This is a genomic window from Mycolicibacterium sp. Y3 (genome assembly GCF_051188035.1).
In the GTDB taxonomy this organism is placed as follows: Bacteria; Actinomycetota; Actinomycetes; order Mycobacteriales; family Mycobacteriaceae; genus Mycobacterium; species Mycobacterium fluoranthenivorans.
This window is the reverse complement of record NZ_JAVQLT010000001.1, coordinates 465,636-489,235: the sequence shown is the minus strand read 5'-3', so window position 1 is coordinate 489,235 and position 23,600 is coordinate 465,636. Positions and strand designations below refer to the sequence as shown.

Annotated in this window: 24 protein-coding genes; 12 read left to right on the top strand and 12 right to left on the bottom strand. The window is 68.7% G+C overall.

Annotation, left to right across the window (positions count from 1 at the left end; translation table 11 throughout):
- Positions 1–40 precede the first annotated feature (40 nt).
- On the top strand, positions 41–1,096 hold the full coding sequence (locus QN239_RS02360) for an LpqN/LpqT family lipoprotein (RefSeq protein WP_499008018.1): 1,056 nt from the start codon (positions 41–43) through the stop codon (positions 1,094–1,096).
- Between the two features lie 30 nt (positions 1,097–1,126).
- Positions 1,127–1,504 carry a hypothetical protein gene (locus tag QN239_RS02355; RefSeq protein WP_499008017.1) on the top strand — a complete coding sequence of 126 codons (378 nt, stop codon included), beginning with the start codon at positions 1,127–1,129 and terminating at the stop codon, positions 1,502–1,504.
- Between the two features lies 1 nt (position 1,505).
- Here QN239_RS02355 and QN239_RS02350 read toward each other — a convergent pair whose 3' ends face one another.
- Positions 1,506–2,111, bottom strand: a complete 606-nt coding sequence (locus QN239_RS02350; protein ID WP_499008016.1) for a YqgE/AlgH family protein — start codon at positions 2,109–2,111, stop codon at positions 1,506–1,508.
- A gap of 122 nt (positions 2,112–2,233) precedes the next feature.
- Here QN239_RS02350 and QN239_RS02345 point away from each other — a divergent pair, with 122 nt between their 5' ends.
- Positions 2,234–3,532 (top strand): MFS transporter, encoded by a 1,299-nt coding sequence (locus QN239_RS02345; protein ID WP_499008015.1) that lies wholly within the window; start codon positions 2,234–2,236, stop codon positions 3,530–3,532.
- Positions 3,533–3,542: 10 nt separating this feature from the next.
- Positions 3,543–4,319 (top strand): TIGR03084 family metal-binding protein, encoded by a 777-nt coding sequence (locus QN239_RS02340; protein ID WP_499008014.1) that lies wholly within the window; start codon positions 3,543–3,545, stop codon positions 4,317–4,319.
- 8 nt (positions 4,320–4,327) lie between these two features.
- Here QN239_RS02340 and QN239_RS02335 read toward each other — a convergent pair whose 3' ends face one another.
- Together QN239_RS02335 and QN239_RS02330 are read right to left on the bottom strand one after the other, a co-directional pair.
- Positions 4,328–4,816, bottom strand: a complete 489-nt coding sequence (locus tag QN239_RS02335) for a pullulanase (RefSeq protein WP_499008013.1) — start codon at positions 4,814–4,816, stop codon at positions 4,328–4,330.
- 15 nt (positions 4,817–4,831) lie between these two features.
- Positions 4,832–6,295, bottom strand: coding sequence for a CCA tRNA nucleotidyltransferase (locus tag QN239_RS02330; RefSeq protein WP_499008012.1), 1,464 nt, complete (start codon positions 6,293–6,295; stop codon positions 4,832–4,834).
- A gap of 237 nt (positions 6,296–6,532) precedes the next feature.
- Here QN239_RS02330 and QN239_RS02325 point away from each other — a divergent pair, with 237 nt between their 5' ends.
- The 8 genes from QN239_RS02325 to QN239_RS02290 all read left to right on the top strand — a co-directional run bounded on the left by QN239_RS02325 (position 6,533) and on the right by QN239_RS02290 (position 17,250).
- A complete protein-coding gene (locus tag QN239_RS02325) occupies positions 6,533–7,306 on the top strand; it encodes an NUDIX hydrolase (protein ID WP_499008011.1) in 774 nt (257 codons plus the stop codon).
- Between the two features lie 5 nt (positions 7,307–7,311).
- On the top strand, positions 7,312–9,723 hold the full coding sequence (locus QN239_RS02320; protein WP_499016508.1) for a hypothetical protein: 2,412 nt from the start codon (positions 7,312–7,314) through the stop codon (positions 9,721–9,723).
- A complete protein-coding gene (gene murJ / locus QN239_RS02315) occupies positions 9,720–13,232 on the top strand; it encodes a murein biosynthesis integral membrane protein MurJ (protein ID WP_499008010.1) in 3,513 nt (1,170 codons plus the stop codon). Before QN239_RS02320 ends, murJ begins: the two co-directional genes overlap by 4 nt.
- A 108-nt stretch (positions 13,233–13,340) precedes the next feature.
- Positions 13,341–13,916, top strand: a complete 576-nt coding sequence (gene sigM / locus QN239_RS02310; RefSeq protein ID WP_499008009.1) for an RNA polymerase sigma factor SigM — start codon at positions 13,341–13,343, stop codon at positions 13,914–13,916.
- Between the two features lie 7 nt (positions 13,917–13,923).
- On the top strand, positions 13,924–14,520 hold the full coding sequence (locus QN239_RS02305) for an RsmA family anti-sigma factor (RefSeq protein WP_499008008.1): 597 nt from the start codon (positions 13,924–13,926) through the stop codon (positions 14,518–14,520).
- Between the two features lie 94 nt (positions 14,521–14,614).
- The gene (trxB, locus tag QN239_RS02300; RefSeq protein WP_499008007.1) at positions 14,615–15,550 is read left to right on the top strand and encodes a thioredoxin-disulfide reductase; all 936 of its coding nucleotides are present in this window, start codon (positions 14,615–14,617) and stop codon (positions 15,548–15,550) included.
- Positions 15,551–15,593: 43 nt separating this feature from the next.
- Entirely contained in the window at positions 15,594–15,926 is a 333-nt protein-coding gene (trxA, locus tag QN239_RS02295) for a thioredoxin (RefSeq protein WP_090359524.1), read from the top strand.
- Positions 15,927–16,053: 127 nt separating this feature from the next.
- Positions 16,054–17,250, top strand: coding sequence for an N-acetylmuramoyl-L-alanine amidase (locus QN239_RS02290; RefSeq protein ID WP_090359526.1), 1,197 nt, complete (start codon positions 16,054–16,056; stop codon positions 17,248–17,250).
- Between the two features lie 14 nt (positions 17,251–17,264).
- On the opposite strand, the gene QN239_RS02285 is transcribed toward QN239_RS02290, so the two are convergent.
- The 9 genes from QN239_RS02285 to rpmH form a co-directional block, all read right to left on the bottom strand.
- A complete protein-coding gene (locus tag QN239_RS02285; protein ID WP_499008006.1) occupies positions 17,265–18,011 on the bottom strand; it encodes an acetyltransferase in 747 nt (248 codons plus the stop codon).
- Between the two features lie 261 nt (positions 18,012–18,272).
- Positions 18,273–19,277 carry a ParB/RepB/Spo0J family partition protein gene (locus QN239_RS02280; RefSeq protein ID WP_499008005.1) on the bottom strand — a complete coding sequence of 335 codons (1,005 nt, stop codon included), beginning with the start codon at positions 19,275–19,277 and terminating at the stop codon, positions 18,273–18,275.
- Positions 19,274–20,248 (bottom strand): ParA family protein, encoded by a 975-nt coding sequence (locus tag QN239_RS02275; protein WP_499008004.1) that lies wholly within the window; start codon positions 20,246–20,248, stop codon positions 19,274–19,276. Before QN239_RS02275 ends, QN239_RS02280 begins: the two co-directional genes overlap by 4 nt.
- A complete protein-coding gene (rsmG, locus tag QN239_RS02270) occupies positions 20,245–20,937 on the bottom strand; it encodes a 16S rRNA (guanine(527)-N(7))-methyltransferase RsmG (RefSeq protein ID WP_187097534.1) in 693 nt (230 codons plus the stop codon). Before rsmG ends, QN239_RS02275 begins: the two co-directional genes overlap by 4 nt.
- 61 nt (positions 20,938–20,998) lie before the next feature.
- The gene (locus QN239_RS02265) at positions 20,999–21,544 is read right to left on the bottom strand and encodes a Jag family protein (protein ID WP_090359535.1); all 546 of its coding nucleotides are present in this window, start codon (positions 21,542–21,544) and stop codon (positions 20,999–21,001) included.
- Positions 21,545–21,660: 116 nt separating this feature from the next.
- Positions 21,661–22,686 (bottom strand): membrane protein insertase YidC, encoded by a 1,026-nt coding sequence (gene yidC / locus QN239_RS02260; protein ID WP_499016505.1) that lies wholly within the window; start codon positions 22,684–22,686, stop codon positions 21,661–21,663.
- A 43-nt stretch (positions 22,687–22,729) separates the two neighbouring features.
- Positions 22,730–23,014, bottom strand: coding sequence for a membrane protein insertion efficiency factor YidD (gene yidD, locus QN239_RS02255; RefSeq protein ID WP_499008001.1), 285 nt, complete (start codon positions 23,012–23,014; stop codon positions 22,730–22,732).
- On the bottom strand, positions 23,011–23,382 hold the full coding sequence (rnpA, locus tag QN239_RS02250; RefSeq protein ID WP_187097532.1) for a ribonuclease P protein component: 372 nt from the start codon (positions 23,380–23,382) through the stop codon (positions 23,011–23,013). The genes yidD and rnpA overlap by 4 nt, the downstream gene beginning before the upstream one ends.
- A 20-nt stretch (positions 23,383–23,402) precedes the next feature.
- Positions 23,403–23,546, bottom strand: coding sequence for a 50S ribosomal protein L34 (gene rpmH / locus QN239_RS02245; RefSeq protein ID WP_073695092.1), 144 nt, complete (start codon positions 23,544–23,546; stop codon positions 23,403–23,405).
- Positions 23,547–23,600: the final 54 nt, after the last annotated feature.

Here is a 23,600-nt window from a genome sequence, read left to right as displayed (position 1 = left end):
GCCCCTGACTTGGGGAACGATCTGGAAGGACCGACGTCAGATGAGGAAAATTGGCGACGGCGGGGCCGTCCATCAGACTTCGCACCGCTGGCGGATTCTGATCGCTGGCACCGCGGCCGGGGTGGCCGGCGTGGTCGGGCTGGCCGGCAATGTCGCCGGTGCCGAGCCCCTGGCCCCACAACCGGCGCTGCCCGCACCCGCCACCGTCACCCAGACGGTGACCGTCACCCCGAACGCGAACCCGCTGGTGCCCGCGCAGGCCGCGAGCGTGCCCGCCGCCGCCCCGGCAGCCCCCGCCGCGGTTCCACCCGCCGCCGGACTGGCCGCGCCGGCCACCCCGGGCGTCTCGGTGGCCCCGGTCGCCACCGCGACCGCGACCATGGCCCAACCGGTCACCATCCCGCTGAATCCCGACAACTCGGGCACCATCAAGGATTTCCTCAAGGCCAAGGGCGTCACGCTGGAGCCGCAGAACCCCCGCGATTTCACGGCCCTGCACATCGTGCTGCCGATGCCGACCGGCTGGTCGCAGGTCCCCGACCCGAACGTGCCCGACGCGTTCGCCGTGATCGCCGACCGGGTCGGCGGTGACGGCCTGTACACCTCCAACGCCCAGGTGGTCATCTACAAGCTCGTCGGCGACTTCGACCCCCGCGAAGCCATCCGGCACGGTTTCGTCGACAGCCAGCAGCTCACCGCCTGGCGGCCCACCGACGGCCGCATCTCCGTCATCAACGATGTGCCGACCTCGTGGATCGAGGGCACCTACCGCGAGAACAACATGACGCTCAACACGTCACGGCACAACCTGATCGCGACGGCCGGCCCGGACCGCTACCTGGTGTCGCTGGCGGTGACCACCGGGGCCAGCGTCTCGGTCGCCTCCGGTGAGGCCACCGACGCGATCATCAACGGGTTCAAGGTGCTGCCGCCCGGTGCCGTAGCCGCCCCTGCGCCGACCGCCCCCGCCGCCGCCCTGGCCGTCCCGGGCGCAGCCGCCACACCCGCCGCGCCGGTGGCTCCCGCACCTGCGGCACCTGCCGCTCCCGCGGCCACCGGAGCCGTCGCGCCGCTGGCTCTGGGCCTCCCCGGCTGACGGGTCACGCCCGCCTCGTATCCTGGGGGCATGCTCGTCGCCGCCGTGTTGTGTCTGTGTGCCGCGGCTGCCACCGCCGCCGTCGCCGGCTGGACGCTGAGCCGTCCGCATTCGGACGATCCCGTCCGTCAGATCCTGCGGGCCGTCGCACCCACTCAGTTCGCCGCGGCGGCCATGCTCGCCACCGGTGGGGTGGTGGCGCTGGCCAAGCCCGGCACGACGGCGTTCCTCGTACTGATGGTGTGCGTCGTGGGTGCGGTCGGCACGGTCGCCGCCGGATGCTGGCAGAACGCGAAGCTGGTGGCCAGGGCCGAGGCCGCCGAGGAACTCGCCCGGGCACGCTCGGGTGCCGACGGCTCCGCCGGGTGCGCGGGATCGTGCGCCTCCTGCACCCTGTCCTGCAGCTGAGTCAGTTCCGGCTGATATCGATCGGGTGCGTGGCAAGCATCGACAGCGGCAGCGGCTGACGACGCAGGACCCGGGCCCACAGATCGACCTTCGGCTCGACGTGGATATCCGTCGGCAGCGCCGACAACACGATCCAGTCGTCCCGTTCGATCTCGCCCTCGAGCTGACCGATCGTCCAGCCCGAGTACCCCGCAAAAATCCGGACTCCCTCGACGACGGGGGCGATCGCATCCGGATCGGCATCCAGGTCGACCATCACCACCCGGCCCTGCACGTGGCGCAGCCCGGGCACGTCGGCCGCGCTCATCCCGGCCCGCAGCGTGGCCAGGCACAGCGCGGAATCCCGCTTCACGGGGCCGCCGATGAACATCGTCTTGGGTTTGAGTGCGAGCTTCGCCCACTGCGGCAGCACGTTGTAGACCGCGGTCTCGCTGGGCCGGTTGAGCACCACCCCGAGCGTGCCGCCCTCGTTGTGCTCGACGATGTAGATGACGCTGCGCCGGAACGTCGGCTCGAGCAGATCCGTCTCGGCCAGCAGCAGCGTTCCGGCACGCACACGAGGTGCCGTCGGAGCCGTGTAATCCTCCGGATCCTCTGAGTGCGCCACCCGTTCATCATCGCACCAGCGACCGCGCGCGGTGACGAACGAGCACGGCCCGCCGGGATATTTGTAGTGTGGATTCTGGGTGCGGATTGCACGGTCCCGGCCCGGACAGGATCTGACACCACATGACGGACACCCGCCCACCTGATACCGGCTGGCAGGCGATCCGAGGTATGCCCGAATTCCGGCGGCTGCTCGAGTTGCGGGCCACCAGTCAGTTCGGTGACGGGCTGTTCCAGGCGGGGCTGGCCGGCGCCATCCTGTTCGGTACCGAACGCGCGGCCACACCGACAGAGATCGCGCTGTCCTTCGCCGTGACGTTCCTGCCGTATTCACTGCTCGGTCCGTTCGCGGGTCCGCTGCTGGACCGGTGGGATCGCCGGTTGGTGCTGGTCGGCGCGAACGTCGGCCGGTTGGCGATGGTGCTGGTGGTCGGCGCCGCACTGGCGCTCAGCGCCGACGATCTGGTGCTGCTGTCCGGCGCGCTGATCGTCAACGGGTTCACCCGCTTCGTCTCGTCCGGGCTGTCGGCCGCCCTGCCGCACGTGGTACCGCGTGACAAGGTCGTCTCGATGAACTCGGTGGCCACCGCCACCGCCTCGGTGGCCGCCTTCCTCGGTGCCATCTTCATGTTGGCGCCACGCTCGTTGCTCGGCGCCGACGATGTCGGCGCCTCGGCGGTGATCTTCCTGGCCGCGATACCGGTGGCCGGGGCGCTGCTGCTCTCGGTGCGGTTTCCCCCGCACGTCCTCGGCCCCGACGACACTGCCCGCGCGGTACACGGGACGGTGGCCTACGCGGTGTTCACCGGCTGGTTGCACGGGGCCAAAACCGTGGCCGCGGTGCCGACGGTGGCCGCCACGCTCAGCGGCCTGGCCGCGCACCGGATGGCCTTCGGGATCAACACCCTGCTCGTGCTGGTGATCGTGCGCCATGTCGGTGACAGGGACGTCGCCGGTATCGGACTGGGCACCACGGTGGTGTTCGTCGGCGCCGCGGGTATCGGGGCCTTGCTGGCGACGATCCTGACCCCCGCGGTGGTCGGCCGCTGGGGCCGCTATCGCGCGGCCAACGGCGCGCTGGCACTGGCGGTCGTCATCCAGTTGTGCGCGGTCACCCTGGCGCTGCCGGTGATGATCGGGTGCGGGTTCATCCTGGGCGCCGCCGGGCAGGTGGTGAAGCTGTGCGCCGACAGCGCCATGCAGATCGACGTCGACGACGCCCTGCGCGGGCATGTGTTCACCGTGCAGGACGCCCTGTTCTGGGTCTCGTTCGTGGTGGCGGTGGCAGCAGCGGCGGCCGTCATCCCCGTCGACGGTCGATCGGCGCCGCTGGTGGTGGCCGGCGCCGGGCTCTACCTCGCCGGGCTCGCGCTGCACGCGTGGCTGGGGAGGCGGGTCGGCCCGGCGGAGGACCGCGGCTAGAGTCCACCCCATGGCTGGAGCAGCACCGATCGTCGCCGATCTGCGGGCCGAGAGCGACGTGCTCGACGCACTGGTGGCCGAACTGCCCGCGCAGGGCTGGCACACCCAGACCCCCTCCCCCGGCTGGACCATCGCCCATCAGATCGCGCACCTGTGGTGGACCGACCGGACCTCACTGCAGGCGGTCACCGATGAAGCCGCCTTCACCGAGGTGCTGGCCGAGGCGGCAAAAGATCCGCTCGGCTTCGTCGACGCGGCCGCTGAGCGGTTGGCCACCACCGCCCCGGCAGACCTGCTGGCTGGGTGGCGCGCCGACCGGGCCCGGCTGCACGAGGCCTTGCTGAAGGTCGAGGACGGCCGCAAGCTGCCGTGGTTCGGACCGCCGATGAGTGCCGCCTCGATGGCCACCGCCCGGCTGATGGAGACGTGGGCGCACGGCCTCGACGTCGCCGATGCCCTCGGCGTCCGCAGGGAGCCGACGGCACGGCTGCGCTCGATCGCTCACATCGGGGTACGCACCCGCGACTTCGCCTTCAGCGTGCAAGGGCTGACCCCGCCAGCTGCCCCGTTTCACGTGAAACTTCAAGCGCCCGACGGGGATTCGTGGTCCTGGGGGCCGGGCGACGCGGCCCAGTCGGTGACCGGGTCGGCCGAGGACTTCTGCATGCTGGTCACCCAGCGCCGCGCGCCCGCCGATCTGGACGTGACGGCCGTGGGCGACGAGGCCACCACCTGGCTGACCATCGCCCAGGCATTCGCCGGCCCGCCGGGTGCCGGGCGCGGCTGAGTACCCCCTCAGATCTCGCTGGCCGAATCCGCTGCCCCATCGCCGTCGCTATCGGTGAGTTTCACATCCCACTGCCCGTCGGCGTCGCGGTCGGCATAGGCCACCTCCCCCGCGAGCACCCGGTCGGCCAGTCCGTCGGCATCGGTGTCCAGCAGCCGGTCATCGGCCTGTCCGTCGGCGTCGAAGTCGACCAGCGGGCCGCCGGTCTGTTCCACCCCGTCCAGGCCGAACCACCGCACCCGCCCGGCTCCGTCGACTGCGACCGCCCACGAGCCCGAACCGTCGTCGGTGAAAAGCGTTGCGGCCGCGCCCACATCGTGGACAGCGTGGTCGGCGAGTCCGTCATGGTCCAGGTCGGCCAGCGCGTCGTCGATACCGCCGTCGCCGTCGAGATCCAGGCCGATGCCGTCGAATATCCCGTCACCGTCCACATCGACGGCGGGTTCGCCGGTGAACATCGTCGCGCCGCCGTCACCGTCGGCCAGGCAGTAGTCCATACCCTGTCAGACGCATCAGGCCTGCTGCGCGTTCCACCATTCGCGAAGTTCTGCCACCGCTTCGTCGTGCTCGAGGGGGCCGCGGTCCAGCCGCAGTTCCTTGAGGTACTTCCATGCCTGCCCGACCTGCGGCCCGGCCGGGATGTCGAGGATCCTCATGATCTCGTTGCCATCCAGATCCGGACGGACCCGCTGCAGGTCCTCCTTCTCGGCGAGCTCGGCGATCCGCGCCTCGAGATCGTCGTAGTTGGCCTGCAGCCGGGCGGCCCGGCGCTTGTTGCGGGTGGTGCAGTCGGCCCGCACCAGTTTGTGCAACCGGGTCAGCAGCGGGCCCGCATCGGTGACGTACCGGCGTACCGCCGAGTCGGTCCACCGCCCGGTGCCCGTCGAATCCGCGTAGCCGTGGAACCGCAGGTGCAGGTAGACCAGCTGGGACACATCGTCGACCATCTGCTTGGAATACTTCAACGCGCGCATGCGCTTTCGGGCCATCTTGGCGCCGACCACCTCGTGATGGTGGAAGCTCACCCCGCCGTCGGACTCGTGCTTGCGGGTGTCGGGCTTGCCGATGTCGTGCAGCAGTGCTGCCCACCGCAGCACCAGGTCGGGCCCGTCGTCCTCCAGGTCGACGGCCTGGCGCAGCACCGTCAGCGAATGCCAGTACACGTCCTTGTGCTGGTGGTGTTCGTCGATGGCCATCCGCATCTGACCGACTTCGGGCAGCACAACATCGCCCAGCCCGGTCTGCACCATCAGGTCCACCCCGGCGACCGGGTCGGCACCGGTCAGCAGCTTGTCCAGTTCGGCGGCCACCCGCTCGGCGGTGATCCGCTCCAGTTGCGGCGCCATGTCCAGCAGCGCCTCCAGGACGCGGGGCGCCACCGTGAAGCCGAGCTGGGACACGAACCGTGCGGCCCGCAACATCCGCAGCGGATCGTCGCCGAACGACACCTGCGGCGCCGACGGCGTGTCCAGCACCTTGGCGCGCAGCGCCGCCAGACCACCGAGCGGGTCGCAGAACTCCACCGGACCGTCTTCGCCGATCCGCACCGCCATCGCGTTGACGGTGAAGTCGCGGCGCACCAGGTCCTCGTCCAGGCTGTCGCCGAAACGCACCTGTGGATTGCGCGTCACCTGGTCATAGCTGTCGGACCGGAAGGTGGTGATCTCCAGCCGATAGCCGTCCTTACCGACCCCGACCGTGCCGAAGTCGATACCGGTGTCCCAGAGCGCGTCACCCCACCCACGCAGGAATTTCAGCATCTGCTCCGGGCGGGCGTCCGTGGTGAAGTCCAGGTCCGCGTAGTCGCGGCCCAGCAGCGCATCCCGCACACTGCCGCCCACCAGGTACAACTCGTGGCCGGCGGCGGCGAACGTGGCGCCCAGATCAACCAGCACATGCCGGTATCTGCTCAGCGCCACCCACGCGCCGGCCAGCAGTTCGGCGTCGGCGGCGTCGGGAGTCGGGTCGTTCGGCACGGTCGGTGAGTCTAGTGACCGGGCGCGGGACGCCGATCAAGCGCACGAGGAACGAGAGCGCGATGAGAAGTCCCGCCCGTCGGCTCAGCGGGACGCCGATCAAGCGCACGAGGAACGAGAGCGCGCTGAGAAGTCCCGCCGTCGGCCGGGGCCCGCCGATAACGACCCGGCGACAGCCCGGCCACGACCGGGCCAGTGTGGCAGGAAGCGCACGCCGCGGCAGCTACTATCGCTTGGGTGTCGGACGGCGAACAAGCCAAACCGCGACGGCGCCGAGGGCGTCGCCGCGGTCGTCGTGCTGCCGGTCCACCCGCTCCTGCCACCGAGCAGTCCGCCGGAAACGCCGATCAGTCGGCCGCCGAGTTGACACCCACTCCGGCCAAACCCGGCCAGAACCGTCCGCAGCGCCCGCCCCGGCGCGCCCAGGAACGACTGCGCACCGTGCACGAGACATCGGCGGGCGGCCTCGTCATCGACGGTATCGACGGGCCGAAAGAAGACCAGGTCGCCGCGTTGATCGGCCGGATCGACCGGCGTGGCCGGATGCTCTGGTCACTGCCCAAGGGCCATATCGAGATGGGTGAGACCGCCGAACAGACGGCCATCCGCGAAGTCGCCGAGGAGACCGGCATCCAGGGCAGCGTGCTGGCGGCGCTGGGCAGCATCGACTACTGGTTCGTCACCGAGGGGCGCCGGGTGCACAAGACGGTGCACCATTACCTGATGCGATTCCTGGGTGGCGAACTCTCCGACGACGATGTCGAGGTCACCGAGGTCGCGTGGGTTCCGATCGGGGACCTGCCGGCCCGGCTGGCCTACGCCGACGAGCGCCGGCTGGCCGAGGTCGCGGGCGAACTGATCGAGAAGCTGCAATCCGATGGCCCGGCGGCGCTGCCGCCACTACCGCACAGCTCCCCGCGACGACGTCCGCAGACCCATTCGCACACCCGGAACCGTCGCCAGGAAGACTCGTCCGGCCGGCGGGCGAACGGATGCGGAAACGGCCCGTGAGTTCGGTGGCGGTCCGGCGTACCGGGCCGCTTCGTTCCTCGCATTTGGTTGTCGTCTTCCGCTTCCTCGCCGCCGCAGTACTGCTCATCCTGGTCGCCACACCCGCCGTCTCGCCGCGCGCGGCCGCCGGTGAGCCGAGTTCCGCGCAGTTCCTGCACCTGCAGATCGACCGTGTCACCCCCGATATCGTCACGACCACCAGCGATGCCGTGGTCACCGTCGCCGGCACCGTGAGCAATGTGGGTGACCGGCCGGTGCGTGACATCGTCGTCCGGCTCGAACACGCCGCCGGCGTGACCGCCGCCCCCGGACTGCGCAGCAATCTGTCCGGGAACCTGGACCAGTACGAACCCGTCGCCGACTTCATCACCCTGGCGCCCGAGCTGCAGCGCGGTGAGAAGGTCCCGTTCACCCTGAGCTACCCGGTGCGGGCCGGCAGCCAGCCCTCCCTGCATATCGACAAACCGGGTGTGTACCCCGTCCTGGTGAACGTCAACGGCACCCCGGACTACGGCGAGCCGGCCCGGCTCGACGATGCCCGCTTCCTGCTGCCGGTGCTCGGGGTGCCCGCCGATCCGACGGACACCGCCGGCACCGACGGGGCGCCCACGGTCGGCGCCGTCGTGGCACCGGACACCACCAGACCGGTCGCCACGACGGTGCTGTGGCCGCTGGCAGATCGGCCCAGGTTGGCGGCCGGTATCCCCGGGGGGACCACGCCGGTGCGGTTGCTCGACGACGACCTGGCCACCTCGCTGGCCTCGGGTGGCCGGCTGGACACCCTGCTGACCGCCGCCGATTTCGCCACCAGCCCCGAAGTGGATCCCGACGGCACCGTCCGCACCGCGCTGTGTCTGGCGGTCGATCCGGACCTCCTGGTCACCGTCAACGCGATGACCGCCGGCTATGTGGTCAGCACCACCCCCGACGGCGGGCTGAACGCACCCACCCGGCCGGGCACGGGCAAGGACGCGGCCGTCGACTGGCTCAACCGGCTCAAAGCGTTGGCGCAACGCACCTGCGTGACGTCCACGGTGTACGCGCAGGCCGACGTGGACGCCCTGGCCCGGGTGGGCGACCCCACCCTGAACACCGCCGCGACCACGGGCGCCGCCGACATCGTGGACCAGATCCTCGGTATCAAGTCGGTCCGCGGCGCCGCCCTGCTGGGCGACGGGCCGATGACCGACCGGACCGTGTCACTGCTGGCGGCGCAAGGCCCGACGGTCGCGATCGCCGCGGCGCCTCTGACCGCGAGCGGCGAGGACACCGTCGCGCTGGACCCCCGTCGCGACGCACCGCAGGTGGTCACCGCACCGTTCGACCCGATGGTCGCGGCCGCGCTCGCCGGAGCCGGCACAGACCCGCAGACACCGACCTACGTGGACTCGTCGCTCACGATCCCACTCGCCCACGACTCGCAGGTGGCCCGCCTGCAGGACGCGCTGGGTTCGCTGCTCTGGCGGGGCCTGCGGCCGGATGTCGAGCCCCGCACCCAGATCGTCATGCCCCCGCTGGCGTGGAATCTGCGGCCCGACGAAGCCCAGGCCGTGTTCACCGCGATCTCCAGCACGCTGCGCGCCGGTCTCGCCGTGCCGCGCCCTCTGCCGGCGCTGATCGACGAAACCCTGGCCGCGGCCCCCTCGGCGGCCGGACGCCCACCCGCCATCGACGGCAATCCGCGGGCCCGGTTCGACGACGACGTCATCTCCGGTATCGGCTCGACCACCACGCGGCTGACGGAGCTCACCGCCGCATTGACCACCGACCAGCAAACCGGCCTGACGGGTCCGCAGTACACCGCGCCGCTGCGCGAGGACATGTTGCGCGCGCTGAGCCAGACCGTACCTCCGGACTCACGCAACGGTCTTGCACAGCAACGGCTTTCAACAGTCACGCGCACGCTCGCGGATCTCACCGGGGCGGTGACCATCGTGAACCCCGGCGGGTCCTACACGCTGGCCACGGAGCGCAGTCCGCTGCCGCTGGCCCTGCGCAACGACCTGCCGGTGCCCATCCGGGTGCGGTTGCACATCGACGCCCCGCCGGGGATGACGGTGACCGACCCCGGCGAGATCGAACTACCCCCCGGCTATCTGCCGCTGCGGGTGCCGATCGAGGTGCACTTCACCCAGCGCGTCGCCGTCGACGTCGCCCTGACCACCGCCGACGGGATGCCCCTGGGTGAGCAGGTCCGGTTGTCGGTGCATTCCAACGCCTACGGAAAGGTGCTGTTCTTCATCACCTTGACCGGCGGCGCCGTACTTGCCCTGCTGGTCGGACGCCGGCTGTGGCACCGGTTCCGCGGTCAGCCCGACCGCGCCGACCTGGTGCCGCCCACCCGCCCGGTGCGGGCACACCGGCCCGACCCGCTGGACACCGCACTGGCCCACGCCCCGGACGATGACACCCGATGAACGCATCTCAACACTCCCCGCGCCGCGCCGCGCAGCCCGCTCCCCCGCCGCCGCAGCGCACGGAGCTGTCGGATTCGGCGGTCGTCTCTCGGTCCTGGGGTATGGCGTTCGCCACCCTGATCAGCCGGATCACCGGCTTCTTCCGCATCGTGCTGCTGGCCGCCATCCTCGGCGCCGCGCTGTCCAGTTCGTTCTCCGTGGCCAACCAGCTGCCCAATATGGTGGCCGCGCTGGTGCTGGAGGCGACGTTCACCGCCATCTTCGTCCCGGTGCTGGCCCGCGCCGAACGCGATGACGCCGACGGCGGAACGGCCTTCGTGCGCCGCCTGGTCACCCTGGCCACCACCCTGTTGCTGGTCACCACGATCATCTCGGTGGCCGCGGCACCGCTGCTGGTCGACCTGATGCTGGGCAGCGACCCGCAGGTGAACCGGCCGCTCACCACCGCATTCGCCTACCTGCTGCTGCCCCAGGTCATCTTCTATGGGCTCACCTCGGTGTACATGGCAATCCTGAACACCCGCAACGTGTTCGGGCCGCCCGCCTGGGCACCGGTGGTCAACAACATCGTCGCCATCGTGACGCTCGGGGTGTACCTGCTGGTGCCCGGCGAACTGTCGCTGAACCCGGTCCAGATGGGCAACGCCAAGCTGCTGGTGCTGGGCATCGGCACCACGCTCGGCGTCGTCGCGCAGGCCGCGGTGCTGCTGGTGGCCATCCGCCGCGAGCGGATCAGCCTGCGCCCGCTGTGGGGTATCGACGACCGGCTCAAGAAGTTCGGCACGATGGCCGCCGCGATGGTGCTCTACGTGCTGATCAGCCAGATCGGCCTGATCGTCGGCAACCAGATCGCCAGCTCGGCCGCCGCGTCCGGACCGGCGATCTACAACTACACCTGGCTGGTGCTGCAACTTCCGTTCGGGATGATCGGTGTCACCGTGCTGACGGTGGTGATGCCGCGGCTGTCCCGCAACGCCGCCGCCGAGAACGGCCCCGCGGTGCTCGCGGACCTGTCCCTGGCCACCCGGCTGACCATGATCACGCTGATCCCGATCGTCGCGTTCATGACCGTCGGCGGCCCGGCGATCGGCACGGCCCTGTTCGCCTACGGCAACTTCGGCGCGACCGACGCCGGCTATCTCGGCCAGGCGATCACCCTGTCGGCGTTCACGCTGATCCCCTATGCGCTGGTCCTGTTACAGCTGCGGGTGTTCTACGCGCGGGAGCAGCCATGGATCCCGATCGTGCTGATCCTGGTGATCACCGCCGTCAAGATCGTCGCCTCGGTGCTGGTCGGGCACCTCGTGCAGGATCCGGAGCTGGTCGCCGGCTACCTCGGGCTGGCCAACGGGCTCGGCTTCCTGGCCGGCGCCACCGTCGGCTATCTGGTGCTGCGGGCCAATCTCGCACCGCTGCTGCCGCCCAGAGCCGGCAGACTCATCAGCGTCGACGTCGTCCGCACCATCCTGGTGACGATCACCGCCTCTCTGCTCGCCGGGCTCGCCGCGCACGTGGTGGATCGTCTCCTCGGAGTCGAGAAGCTCACCGAACACGGCGGAGCCGCCGGGTCACTGCTGCGGCTGCTCATCCTCGGCGTGATCATGCTGCCGATCATCGCCGGCGTGTTGCTCGCGGCCAGGGTGCCCGACGCCCAGGCCGCGCTGCGGGCGGTGCAGCGGCGGCTCGGACGAGCGCCCACCGTGCCACCGGCACCGGGTATCTCCCAGCGCCCGGTACGTCCCGTCAATTACGCTGTTCAGAGCAATTCGTATGCATCTCAGCGCCCCGCCGGCACGGGCACGCGGAAAGGAAATATGGTGGCCGACCAACCCGGCAGCGGGTTCTCTCCCGGCGCTGACTCTCCGTTGGAGACAAGCGCCGGTTCCGGCGCGACCACACGCATCCCCACCGCCGGGTCCGATTCCCGGCCCGCGGTGGCAGATGACCTTCAGCCCGACGTCCCCGCCCGCGAGGCCCTGCCTTTCGATCCGCCACGCGAACCGGCGATCGAGACCACGTCCCCGCCGGCCGGGGATGACGACGTACATCTCATCCCCGGCGCCACCATTGCCGGCGGTCGGTACCGGCTGCTGGTCTTCCACGGCGGGCCCCCGCATCTGCAGTTCTGGCATGCCCTGGACACCGCCCTGGACCGCCAGGTCGCGCTGACGTTCATCGATCCCGACGGTCAGCTGCCCGAGAGCCAGCTGCAGGACATCCTCAGCCGCACCTCCCGGCTGAGCAAGATCAACTCACCCGGCATCGCGCAGATCCTGGACGTCGCCCGGACCGCGGTCGGCGGTTTGGTGGTCTCGGAGTGGATCCGCGGCGGCTCCCTGGCCGAGGTCGCCGAGACCACGCCCTCGCCGATCGGCGGGGCGCGCGCCATTCAGTCGCTGGCCGCCGCAGCCGAGGCGGCCCACCGCAGCGGCGTGGCACTGTCGATCGACGATCCCAGCCGGGTCCGGGTGAGCATCGAAGGCGATGTGGCGTTGGCCTTCCCCGCGACGCTGCCCAATGCGACGCCCGAGGACGATATCCGCGGGATCGGCGCGGCGCTGTATGCGCTGCTGGTGAACCGCTGGCCGCTTCCCGAGGCCGGCGTGCACAGTGGCCTGGCCCCCGCCGACGTCGACAGTGCCGGGCAGCCCGTCGAACCGCGCTCGGTGGATCGCGACATCCCGTTCCAGATCTCGGCCGCCGCGGCACGCGCGGTGCAGGAGGGCGGCGGCATCCGCAGCGCCCCCACCCTGCTGAACCTGTTGCAGCAGGCCACCGCCGTCGCCGACCGCACCGACTACATCGCGCCGGTCGCCGGAACCGAACCGCCTGCCAACCCCAGCCCGTTCAGCGCGGTGCGGGCCAACGACCCGGAGTCCCTCGCGCGCCGTCGCAAGGGCCTGATCATCGGGCTCTCCGCGGCCGCCGTGATCGTCGTGATCGCACTCGTCGTACTGGCGTCGGTGCTCAAAGGCATCTTCGGCGACGTCGGCGGATCGCTCGACAAGGGCGACCTGGGGCTCAACGCCCCGAGCAGCACTGCCAACGCCGACGCCGGAAGTACGGTCAAGCCGGTACGCGCCACGGTGTTCTCGCCCGAGGGCGAGGCCGACGCACCGACCCTGGCTGGGTTGGCCATCGACGGCAATCCGGCCACCGTCTGGCCCAGCGACACCTATTCCGACCCCAACCCGTTCCCCAATTTCAAGAACGGGGTCGGTCTGATGCTGCAGCTGTCACAGCCGACGACAATCGGATCCGTCACCGTGAACACCACCGGCACGGGCACCGCCGTCCAGATCCGGGCCGCCCAGTCCGCGAACCCGGCCAAGCTGGAAGACACCACCGTCCTCGCCCCGGCCACCCCGCTGAAGAAGGGGGCCAACACCATCACCGTCGAGAACGCCTCACCGACGTCGTATGTGCTGGTGTGGATCTCGACGCTGGGCACCGTCGACGGGAAGAACCGCACCGATATCTCCGAGATCACCCTCAAAGCCAAATCCTGACGGTTATCCCCAGCCTGTGCATGCCTGAAGGTGCAGGTCAGCGCCTTATCCGGACATGTGCCAGAAGATCTGTCGGGAGGACCACCGCGGCCTCACTAGGGTTCGGCTGTGGGGAGTTTCGGGGGGAATTCTGGCTGGGAACGCACGGATGCGCAGTTGCTGGCGGCACACGTCGCCGGGGACCGGTTCGCTTTCGAGGAGCTGTTCATCCGGTACCAGCGGCCGCTGTACCGGCTGGCCCGGTTCACCACCCACAGCCCGGAAGACGCCGGTGACGCCCTGCAGGACGCGATGCTGTCCGCGCACTGCGCCGCGGCGACGTTCCGGCATGGTTCCTCGGTGAGCAGCTGGCTGCACCGCATCGTGCTCAACGCCTGCCTGGATCGGTTGCGCCGGCGCAAGGCCCGCCCCACGACGCCGCTCGAGGATGGTGACGGGCCGGTGCACGACGCCACCGCACAGGTGGACACCGCGATCGTGGTGGAACAGGCGCTGATGCGGCTGCCCGTCGACCAACGTGCCGCGGTGGTGGCCGTCGATATGCAGGGCTTCTCGGTGGCCGAGACGGCCCGGATGCTCGGTGTGGCGGAGGGCACCGTGAAGAGCCGCTGTGCCAGGGCCCGAGCCAAGCTGGCCCGCGCCCTGGCCGAACCGGGAGAGCGGGCCTTGCCGGTCGCGCCATGATGGAGCGGTGCAGAGTGCTGAACCGGGCGAGGACCGGGTCCGGGCGGAACTGGCCGCGCTGGCCGCCGATCCCGATTCGGCACCCGAGGTACCCGCACCGGTCAGCGCTCGGGTGCTGACGGCGCTGCGGGCGGCTGGACCGGCCCACACCGACCGCCCGCTGCGCTGGCGCCGGACCGCGTTGTGGTGCGGAGCGGGGGCGGCGGTGCTCGCCGTCGGGGTGGGTGGGGTGGCGTTGATCGACACCTCGGCCCCGGCCCGCAGCACCGGACCCACCGCCGAACTGATCACCGTCACCCGGCGCAGCGCCCCGATGCCACTCCCGGATGGCGAGATCCTGGCGCTGCTGACCCGGCCCGCCGATCTGGGTGCCCTGGCGGACCCGCAGCGGTGGTCGGCATGTCTGGGCGGGCTCAGGCGGGATCCGGCCACGCCGGTGCTGGGTGCGACACCGGTCACCGTGGACGGCCGGTCCGCGGTGCTGGTGGTGCTGCCCACCGGAGAATCGGGACCGGTGGACAGCGTGACGGCGGTGGTGCTGGACGCCGGTTGTGGTGCTGCCGACACCCGGCCCCTCGCCGAGAAGACACTGCACCGTCGCTAGGGCGCGGTGCGAGATCACCTCCGGGAACACGGGGGCCTACCCTGATGTTTGAACTCACGCCGGTTTCACACGGCAGAAAGGCTTCGCACCCACGATGTCAAGCTCCTCTGAGATCCATGACGTGATCATCATCGGCTCGGGCCCGGCCGGTTACACGGCCGCGGTGTACACCGCCCGAGCCCAACTCAAGCCCGTGGTGTTCGAAGGTATCCAGTTCGGTGGCGCGCTGATGACCACCACCGAGGTGGAGAACTACCCCGGCTTCCGGGACGGCATCACCGGCCCGAACCTGATGGACGAGATGCGCGAGCAGGCGCTGCGCTTCGGCGCGGACCTGCGCATGGAGGACGTCGACGAGGTCGACCTGTCCGGCCCGATCAAGAAGGTGACGGTCGGCGACACCACGTACCAGGCGCGCGCGGTGATTCTCGCCATGGGCGCGGCGGCCCGCCAGCTCGGTATCGCCGGTGAGCAGGAGCGCATCGGCCTCGGCGTGAGCACGTGTGCCACCTGTGACGGATTTTTCTTCCGCGACCAGGACATCGCCGTCATCGGCGGCGGCGACTCCGCGATGGAGGAGGCGACGTTCCTCACCCGCTTCGCGCGCAGCGTCACCCTGATCCACCGGCGTTCGGAGTTCCGGGCGTCGAAGATCATGCTGGAACGCGCGCAGGCCAACGAGAAGATCACCTTCCTCACCAACACTGCGGTGACCGAGATCGAGGGCGAACCGAAGGTCAGTGGAATTCGCCTGCGGGACACGGTGACCGGTGAAGAGTCGAAGCTGGCGGTGACCGGCGTGTTCGTGGCGATCGGTCACGACCCGCGGTCGGATCTGGTGCGCGGCCAGGTGGATCTGGACGACGAGGGTTACGTCAAGGTGGTCGGTCGCAGCGCCGCGACGTCGGTCGACGGTGTCTTCGCCGCGGGCGACCTGGTCGACCACACCTACCGACAGGCCATCACCGCCGCCGGGTCCGGCTGTTCGGCGGCCATCGACACCGAGCGCTGGCTCGCCGAGAACGACTGACCCACAACCGATTCAGTCTTATCACCCCGATCAGGAGGACGATATGAGCGAAGATTCCGCAACAAGCACCGTCACCGACGCCTCGTTCAGCCAGGATGTGCTGTCCAGCTCCACCCCGGTGCTGGTGGACTTCTGGGCGACCTGGTGCGGGCCGTGCAAGATGGTCGCCCCGGTGCTCGAGGAGATCGCCAAGGAGAAGACCGGCGACCTGCGGGTGGTCAAGCTCGATGTGGACGCCAACCCGGAGACCGCCCGTGACTTCCAGGTGGTGTCGATCCCGACGCTGATCTTGTTCAAGGGCGGCCAGCCGGTCAAGCGTATCGTCGGTGCAAAGGGCAAGGCAGCCCTGCTCCGGGAGATCGCGGAGCACGTTTAACAGGTAACGCGCAGGCACTCCCCGTTCCCGGAAGTTTCCGGATTCTCGCACGTATCTGCGACAATGCTGTCAGTCCGTCCAGCAGTCGTCGGCTCGTGCCGACTGCAGCGTATGTGAAAGGCCAGGTATGTCGATTCTGCGTCGAGGTGACCGTGGAGTGGCGGTCACCGAGATCAGGTCGGCGCTTGCGGCACTGGGCATGATCGACAACCCGGACGCCGACCTGACCACCGGTAGGCACGTCGCGCTGGATGTGTTCGACGAGGATCTCGACCACGCCGTCCGCGCGTTCCAGCAGCATCGTGGTCTGCTGGTGGACGGCATGGTCGGTGAGGCCACCTTCCGGGCACTGAAGGAGGCGTCCTACCAACTGGGCGCCCGCACCCTGGCCCACCAGTTCGGGGCCCCGATGTACGGCGACGACGTCGCGACCTTGCAGGCCCGGCTGCAGGACCTCGGGTTCTACACCGGCCTGGTGGATGGGCATTTCGGCCTGCAGACGCACAACGGCCTAATGTCCTATCAGCGCGAGTACGGACTGTTCCCGGACGGGATCTGTGGCCCGGATACGTTGCGCTCCTTGTACTTTCTGGGCTCCCGTGTCACCGGCGGCTCATTGCACGCCATCCGCGAGGAGGAGCTGGTCCGGCGCTCGGGCCCGCGGCTGTCCGGGAAGCGGATCATCATCGATCCGGGTCGCGGCGGGGATGACCACGGGCTGATCATGCAGGGCCCAGCGGGTCCGATCAGCGAAGCGGACATCCTGTGGGACTTGGCGACTCGGCTCGAGGGCCGAATGACAGCCATCGGTATGGACACCTTCCTGTCCCGGCCCGGGGGCCGCAGCCCGTCGGATGCCGAGCGGGCCGAGACAGCCAACAGCGTGGGCGCGGACCTGATGATCAGCCTGCGTTTCACCAGCCACGTGAGCCCCGCCGCAAGTGGGGTGGCGTCGTTCCACTTCGGTAACTCGCACGGCTCGGTGTCCACGATCGGACGCAATCTCGCCGATTTCATCCAGCGGGAAGTGGTGGCACGCACAGGTTTACGTGACTGCCGCACCCACGGCCGCACCTGGGACCTGCTGCGCCTGACCCGAATGCCCACGGTCCAGGTCGATTTGGGTTACATCACCAATCCACACGACCGACAGTTGTTGGCTTCCAGCACGACCCGCGACGCTATCGCCGAAGGAATGCTGGCCGCGGTCAAGCGGTTGTACCTGCTTGGCAAGAACGACCGCCCGACCGGTACTTTCACGTTCGCCGAGCTGCTCGCGCACGAACTGTCGGTCGAACAGGCCGGCCGCGTTTCACCCAGCTAGCGCTGCACCCGGAATCAGCCGCAGGGCACCGCTCCGACCGGTACCTCCATGCGGGCCGACTCGAGCAGACGTTCCAGCGCCGCTTCGACACCGGCCTTCCAGCCCAGTCCCTGCTCGAGTTCGAGCCGCAACCTCGGCACGTAAGGGTGCGGTGCCACCACCTCGAAACCGGCCTCGGCAAGGAGGTCGGAGTCGATGATGCACTGCTCGGTCGAGCAATCCCCGAGCACCTCGATCACCGGGAGCAGATCCGCCGGCACGGCGGCCGGATCGAGTGTCAACATCGCGGAGGTACGGCCGAAGGCCTCCAGCGCCCTGACCCCCCGGCGCACCAAATCCCCGACCACCGCGGCGATCAATCCGCGAGGCAGTGCGCCGGTGTCATCGGACACGTCCACACCCAATGAGGTGAGCAGCACGGCATCCGGGCTGACCGGGCCGGTCGGGAAACGCCGCGCCCGCGGGACCGCACCCGGCGGAGCATAGAAGGCATATCCCAGGCAAGCCGAGTCGCTGCGCAGATCTGGTTGCGCGACGTCCTGCTGGCCCGGAGCGGAAGCACACTCGACCGCGATCTGCCCACACGATCCCCACTCGAGCATCACCATGGAAAGCCAGGCTTCCTTCTCGAATTCGGGATCGGCCAGATGATCGTCTCCACCCAGGGTCGACGGGTCCACCTCCCAGAACACGCACTGCCGGGCGTGCTTGGGCAGTTGATCGAATGCCTCAAGCCGGAGTGGCGTGATTCGCGATGACACTTCGACCCCCGACTCTCACAAAATCCCGGCAGATGACGCTACGACCGCTTGCGCTGCCCCTCCAGGATAGGAGAGCCCGCCGCGGACGGCCGGGCCAGGCCGGTTCTTGCGTCCGGTAGCACGTCGACGACGAAATGCATTGCCGGACATGGCATCTCCCGCGCAGGGTCGGTGGAAGCCGGCCGTCCCGCGGTCCAGTGTCACAGTGACGTAATTCGCCTGTGTCCTAGGGTCCACCTCGACAACACCCATTTCGGCCATTTACGACTTGGCGGCGTTCATCAGTTCGACGATCCGCTGCAGATCGTCGACCGACCCGAACTCGACGACGATCTTGCCCTTGCGCTTGCCCAGGCTCACCGTCACCCGCGTGTCGAAGGCCGTGGACAACTGCTCGGCGACATCCTGCAGTCCCGGCATCTGGATCGGCTTGCGTCGCGGCGACGACGGCTCCGCCGGACCGTTCCGGTTCGCCAGCGTCACGGCCTCTTCGGTGGCCCGCACCGACAATCCTTCGGCAACGATCCGGGCCGCCAGCTCCTCCTGGCGGTCGGGTCCACCTTCCAGGGCGAGCAGTGCGCGGGCGTGCCCGGCGGACAACACCCCGGCAGCCACTCTGCGCTGCACCGCGATGGGCAGGCGCAGCAGCCTGATCATGTTCGAGATGAGCGGGCGGGATCGTCCGATCCGGACCGCGAGTTCGTCGTGGGTCACGTCGAACTCCTCGAGCAACTGCTGATAGGCGGCCGCCTCTTCCAACGGATTCAGCTGGGCCCGGTGGATGTTCTCCAGAAGCGCGTCGCGCAACATATCGCCGTCAGCGGTCTCGCGGACGATCGCCGGGATGGCGGACAGCCCGGCCTCCTGCGAGGCGCGCCACCGCCGCTCCCCCATCACCAGCTGGTAGCGCGCCCCGTCGCCGGCACCGGACAATGCCCGCACCACGATCGGCTGCATGACACCGAACTCTTTGATGGAGTGCACCATCTCGGCGAGTGCTTCCTCGTCGAACACCTGCCGGGGCTGGCGCGGGTTCGGCTCGATCAGCTTCGGATCGATCTCGCGGTACACCGCACCGAACTCCGACACCGCGGCCGGGCTACCCGCCGCCGGAGCGGCGGGGCCGGCCGCGGGGCCACCCATGAGCACATCGGCGGCCGCGCTCCCCAGCTTGCTGCCCAACGGATCTTCGTCGGCGGGGCCGGTGGGGATCAACGATGCCAGGCCCCGACCCAGACCGGTGCGCTTCTTCGATGGCTGATTCACGCCTGTCCCCTCTGCTGATCGACAACCTGTCCGCGATGGGCGATCTCACGGCTGGCGTCGAGATAGCTCATCGCTCCCCGGGAACCGGGATCGTAATCGAGAATCGTCATCCCGTACCCGGGTGCCTCGGAGACCTTCACGCTGCGCGGAATGACCGTCTTGAGCACCTTGTCCCCGAAGTGTGCGCGCACATCCTCGGCCACCTGGTCTGCCAGTCGGGTCCGCCCGTCGTACATGGTGAGAATGACCGTGGTGACATCGAGCTCGGGGTTGAGGTGCGACTTCACCATCTCGATATTGCGCAGGAGCTGTCCCACCCCCTCCAGGGCGTAGTACTCGCACTGAATCGGGATCAGCACCTCGGGCGCGGCGACTAGTGCGTTGATGGTCAACAGGCCGAGCGACGGCGGGCAGTCGATGAAGACGTAATCAAAGCTGTGCTGCTTGAGTTCCATGAGCGCCGTCCGCAGCCGTCCCTCGCGAGCCACCATGCTGACGAGCTCGATCTCGGCGCCCGCCAGGTCGATGGTCGCCGGCACACAGAACAGGCTCTCGTTGTGCGGGCTGCGCTGCAGCGCGTCGTGCAGGAGGATCTCACCGATGAGAACTTCGTAGGACGACGGTGTGCCCTGCCGGTGTTCGATGCCCAGCGCCGTGCTGGCATTGCCCTGTGGATCGAGGTCGATGACCAAGACCTGTAGGCCCTGTCGAGCCAGCGCCGCCGCCACGTTCACGGCCGTGGTGGTCTTGCCGACGCCGCCCTTCTGGTTGGCGATGGTGAACACCCGCTGACGTGACGGCTTGGGCAGGCTGCCGCCGCGGTTGTGCAGCAGCCGGGTGGCCCGCTCGGCTTCTGCCGCAATCGGGGTGTCCGCGCCGGGGTCTCCGTTCCACGTGCCTGCGCCGTCCGCCGTCCATGTTTCACGTGAAACATCGGGACCATCTGGTCGCTGAGCCGGTCCCGGCGTCATCGCTTCCTCCTGTTGGATCGCACCGATCGATCCGTCCGCGGGCTTCGCGTTGCCGCGACCACGGTTACGGGTGGATTCAAATAGTCCACGCCACATCTCACCACCCTTACGTCGGTGGCACCAAGCGAACGCAAGGCCCGCTCGTGATCCACGATTTCCTGCTCGGCCCGCTCCCCTTTGAGGGCGAGCATCCGCCCGCCGACACGCAGCAGAGGCATGCTCCACCGAGCCAGCTTGTCCAATGAGGCGACCGCTCGTGACGTCACCGTGTCCAACTCCCCTACCTCATCCCGAACTCCCGGATCCTCCGCGCGGCCGCGAACGACCGTCACTTCCAGACCGAGATCGTCGACGACCTCTCGCAAGAATTCGCTTCGGCGAAGCAGAGGTTCGACGAGGACCACCCGGACATCCGGGCGTGCTATCGCCAACGGTATACCCGGCAGCCCCGCCCCACTCCCGATGTCGGCCACCCGCTCACCGGGATGCAACAGTTCCGCCACCGCACCGCTGTTGAGCAGATGGCGATCCCACAACCTGTCGAGTTCAGCCGGTCCGATCAGACCCCACTCGATCCCGGCCCCCGCCAGGATCTCGCCGTAGCGGCGAGCCAGATCGGCACGCTCGCCAAAGCACAAGGCCGCCGACTGGGGAGCCGGACTCAGTTCGCCATGTTTCACGTGAAACATCCTCCGGATGACCCAGGCCGACGGCCTTGTTTTTGTATGGCTGGAACTACATCCCTGTAATTCAGGCCGGCAGTACGACGACGCGGCGGGAGGGCTCAGCGCCCTCGCTCTCGCTGCGCACACCGTCGACCGCGGCCACCGCGTCGTGCACGATCTTGCGCTCGAACGGTGTCATCGGCGCGAGCTCTTCGCTCACACCCGAGGCCACCACCCGCCGGGCCACCTTGTCCCCCAGCGCCGCCAGCTCGTCCCGACGGCGCCGACGCCACCGCGCGATATCCAGCATCAGCCGGCTGCGCTCACCGGTCTTCTGGTGCACCGCCAACCGGGTCAGCTCCTGGAGAGCATCGAGCACCTCGCCCTTACGCCCGACCAACTTGTTGAGGTCGGTACCGCCGTCGATACTCACGATGGCCCGATCGCCCTCGACGTCCAGATCGATATCGCCGTCGAAGTCCAAGAGGTCCAGCAGCTCCTCCAAATAGTCACCGGCGATCTCGCCTTCGGCGACCAGACGGTCTTCGAGATCGTCCGTCGGTTCCGGGGCAGCCGTATCCGCTTCGTCGACCGCATCCTCGGTCCGCTCCGTGGTCTCCGCATCAGTCATGTCGTTCTCTCCTTAATCTGCCGCGTCCGCTTCCGGGGACCTTCACCCCAGTCGCCTGGCCGTCGGCCTGGTCTTCTCCGCCTGGCTTCACTCGCCTCGCGCCGTGGTCAGCGCGACTAGCGCTTCGGCTTTCGGTTCGGGCGCGCACCTGGACGGGGCGTCTTGTTGGCTGTGCCGGTGCCGGTGTTCGTGTCCTCCACCTTGCCCGGGGAATCCTCGACGGAATCCGGTACCACTGAATCCTCGACACCCTCGGATTCGCTGAGTTCCTTGGCCGGCCGCTTCGCACGATTGGGCTTCACACCCGGTGCCGGGGCGTTCGCCGCTCGGCGTGCGATGGCCTCCTGCTTCTTGGCCTCTTCTTCTTGCTCGATCTTCCCGAACACATAGTGCTGCTGGCCGAATGTCCAGATGTTGTTCGCGAACCAGTACAGGATGATCGCAAGCGGAAGGAACGGGCCACCGACCACGACGCCGAGCGGGAACACGTACAGCGCCAGCTTGTTCATCATCGCGGTCTGCGGGTTGGCCGCCGCTTCCGGACTCTGCCGGGCCACCGAGGCGCGGCTGTTGAAGTAGGTCGCGATGCCGGCCAGGATCATGATCGGCACACCCACCGCGATCACCGAGGCCCGGTTGAATTCGGTGAACGCGTCCAAACCCGTCTTCTGAATCATCGTCGCACCGAGCGGCGCACCGAACAGATTCGCATCGAGGAAGTGCGCAACATCGGAAGGGCTGAAGACGTAGTTACCGGTGGCCCGGTTCTCCTCGACGGTGAGATGGATCTGACCGAAACCGCCCTGGGTCCGGTTGAAGGACCGCAGCACGTGAAACAGCCCGAGGAACACCGGAATCTGCGCCAGCATGGGCAGACAGCCCAGGATCGGATTGAACCCGTGTTCCTTCTGGAGCTTCTGCATCTCCAGGGCCATCTTCTGGCGGTCCTTGCCGTACTTCTTCTGCAGTGCTTTGATCTGCGGCTGCAGCTCCTGCATCTGGCGCGTCGTACGGATCTGGCGGACGAACGGCTTGTACAGAATCGCGCGCAGGCTGAACACCAGGAACATCACCGCAAGTGCCCAGGCGAAGAAGTTCGAGGGTCCCAGAATCAGGGCGAACAGCTTGTACCAGACCCACATGATCGCCGACACCGGGTAATAGATGATGTCCAGGCTGAACCAGTTAAACAAGAGAGTCGCTCCTGACGATTACCGCTGACGTTGGCCCCGCGGTGTGATCACACCGCTCGGGTATCGGATCCCATCCGCCGCGATGCCATGGCCCACATTTGGCCAGCCGCACCACGGCCAACCATCCGCCGCGGATCAGGCCCCATTCGGTCAAGGCATCGACGGCGTACTCACTACAGGTTGGGGTGAAGCGGCATGAGGGCAACCGCAGCGGTGACACCATCGTCCGGTACAGCTGGATGACGAAGATGACGCTGCTGGCTGCCCTTCCCTTCACGACCCGGCTCCGGCCGTGATCCGGGTGTGCTTGAGGGCCGCGCGCAGCTCGGATTCGAGCCGCGCGGAGAGGGCGTCTCGGCTGCCGGGCAAGGCGCGAATGACCACCCGATCCGAGACGTCCAGATCGCCGAGCATGGCGCGCGCCACATGACGCAACCGACGGGACACTCGATGGCGTTGCACCGCAGTGCCGACAGATTTCGACACGACGAGGCCGATCTTCGGGCCGTCTGTGCGGTCACCGGAGTCACCCGACCCACCGCGCAGTGCATGCACGACGAGATCAGGCTGAACAGCCCTTACTCCTTGACGAACCGTGACACCGAAATCAGTCGACCGTGTCATCCGGTTTCGGGCCGGAAGCACCGCCCTGAGTCCTGATCGAATCAGGCAGTCAGAGAACGGCGACCCTTGCCGCGCCGCGCGGACACGATGGCCCGGCCGGCACGGGTGCGCATGCGCAGACGGAAACCGTGCACACGGGCCCGGCGGCGGTTGTTCGGCTGAAAAGTCCGCTTGCCCTTGGCCACGGCTGTCTCTCCTTGTTACATATGGGGCCGCGACCTCACCACCACGAGTGTTTC

Excerpts from the sequence above, each read along its gene's own strand:
- QN239_RS02360 (WP_499008018.1), top strand. The coding sequence starts at position 41 with ATGAGGAAAATTGGCGACGGCGGGGCCGTCCATCAGACTTCGCACCGC.
- QN239_RS02355 (WP_499008017.1), top strand. The coding sequence starts at position 1,127 with ATGCTCGTCGCCGCCGTGTTGTGTCTGTGTGCCGCGGCTGCCACCGCC.
- QN239_RS02345 (WP_499008015.1), top strand. The coding sequence starts at position 2,234 with ATGACGGACACCCGCCCACCTGATACCGGCTGGCAGGCGATCCGAGGT.
- QN239_RS02340 (WP_499008014.1), top strand. The coding sequence starts at position 3,543 with ATGGCTGGAGCAGCACCGATCGTCGCCGATCTGCGGGCCGAGAGCGAC.
- QN239_RS02335 (WP_499008013.1), bottom strand. The coding sequence starts at position 4,816 with ATGGACTACTGCCTGGCCGACGGTGACGGCGGCGCGACGATGTTCACC.
- murJ (WP_499008010.1), top strand. The coding sequence starts at position 9,720 with ATGAACGCATCTCAACACTCCCCGCGCCGCGCCGCGCAGCCCGCTCCC.
- trxB (WP_499008007.1), top strand. The coding sequence starts at position 14,615 with ATGTCAAGCTCCTCTGAGATCCATGACGTGATCATCATCGGCTCGGGC.
- trxA (WP_090359524.1), top strand. The coding sequence starts at position 15,594 with ATGAGCGAAGATTCCGCAACAAGCACCGTCACCGACGCCTCGTTCAGC.
- QN239_RS02290 (WP_090359526.1), top strand. The coding sequence starts at position 16,054 with ATGTCGATTCTGCGTCGAGGTGACCGTGGAGTGGCGGTCACCGAGATC.
- QN239_RS02275 (WP_499008004.1), bottom strand. The coding sequence starts at position 20,248 with ATGACGCCGGGACCGGCTCAGCGACCAGATGGTCCCGATGTTTCACGT.
- rsmG (WP_187097534.1), bottom strand. The coding sequence starts at position 20,937 with ATGTTTCACGTGAAACATGGCGAACTGAGTCCGGCTCCCCAGTCGGCG.
- QN239_RS02265 (WP_090359535.1), bottom strand. The coding sequence starts at position 21,544 with ATGACTGATGCGGAGACCACGGAGCGGACCGAGGATGCGGTCGACGAA.
- yidC (WP_499016505.1), bottom strand. The coding sequence starts at position 22,686 with ATGTGGGTCTGGTACAAGCTGTTCGCCCTGATTCTGGGACCCTCGAAC.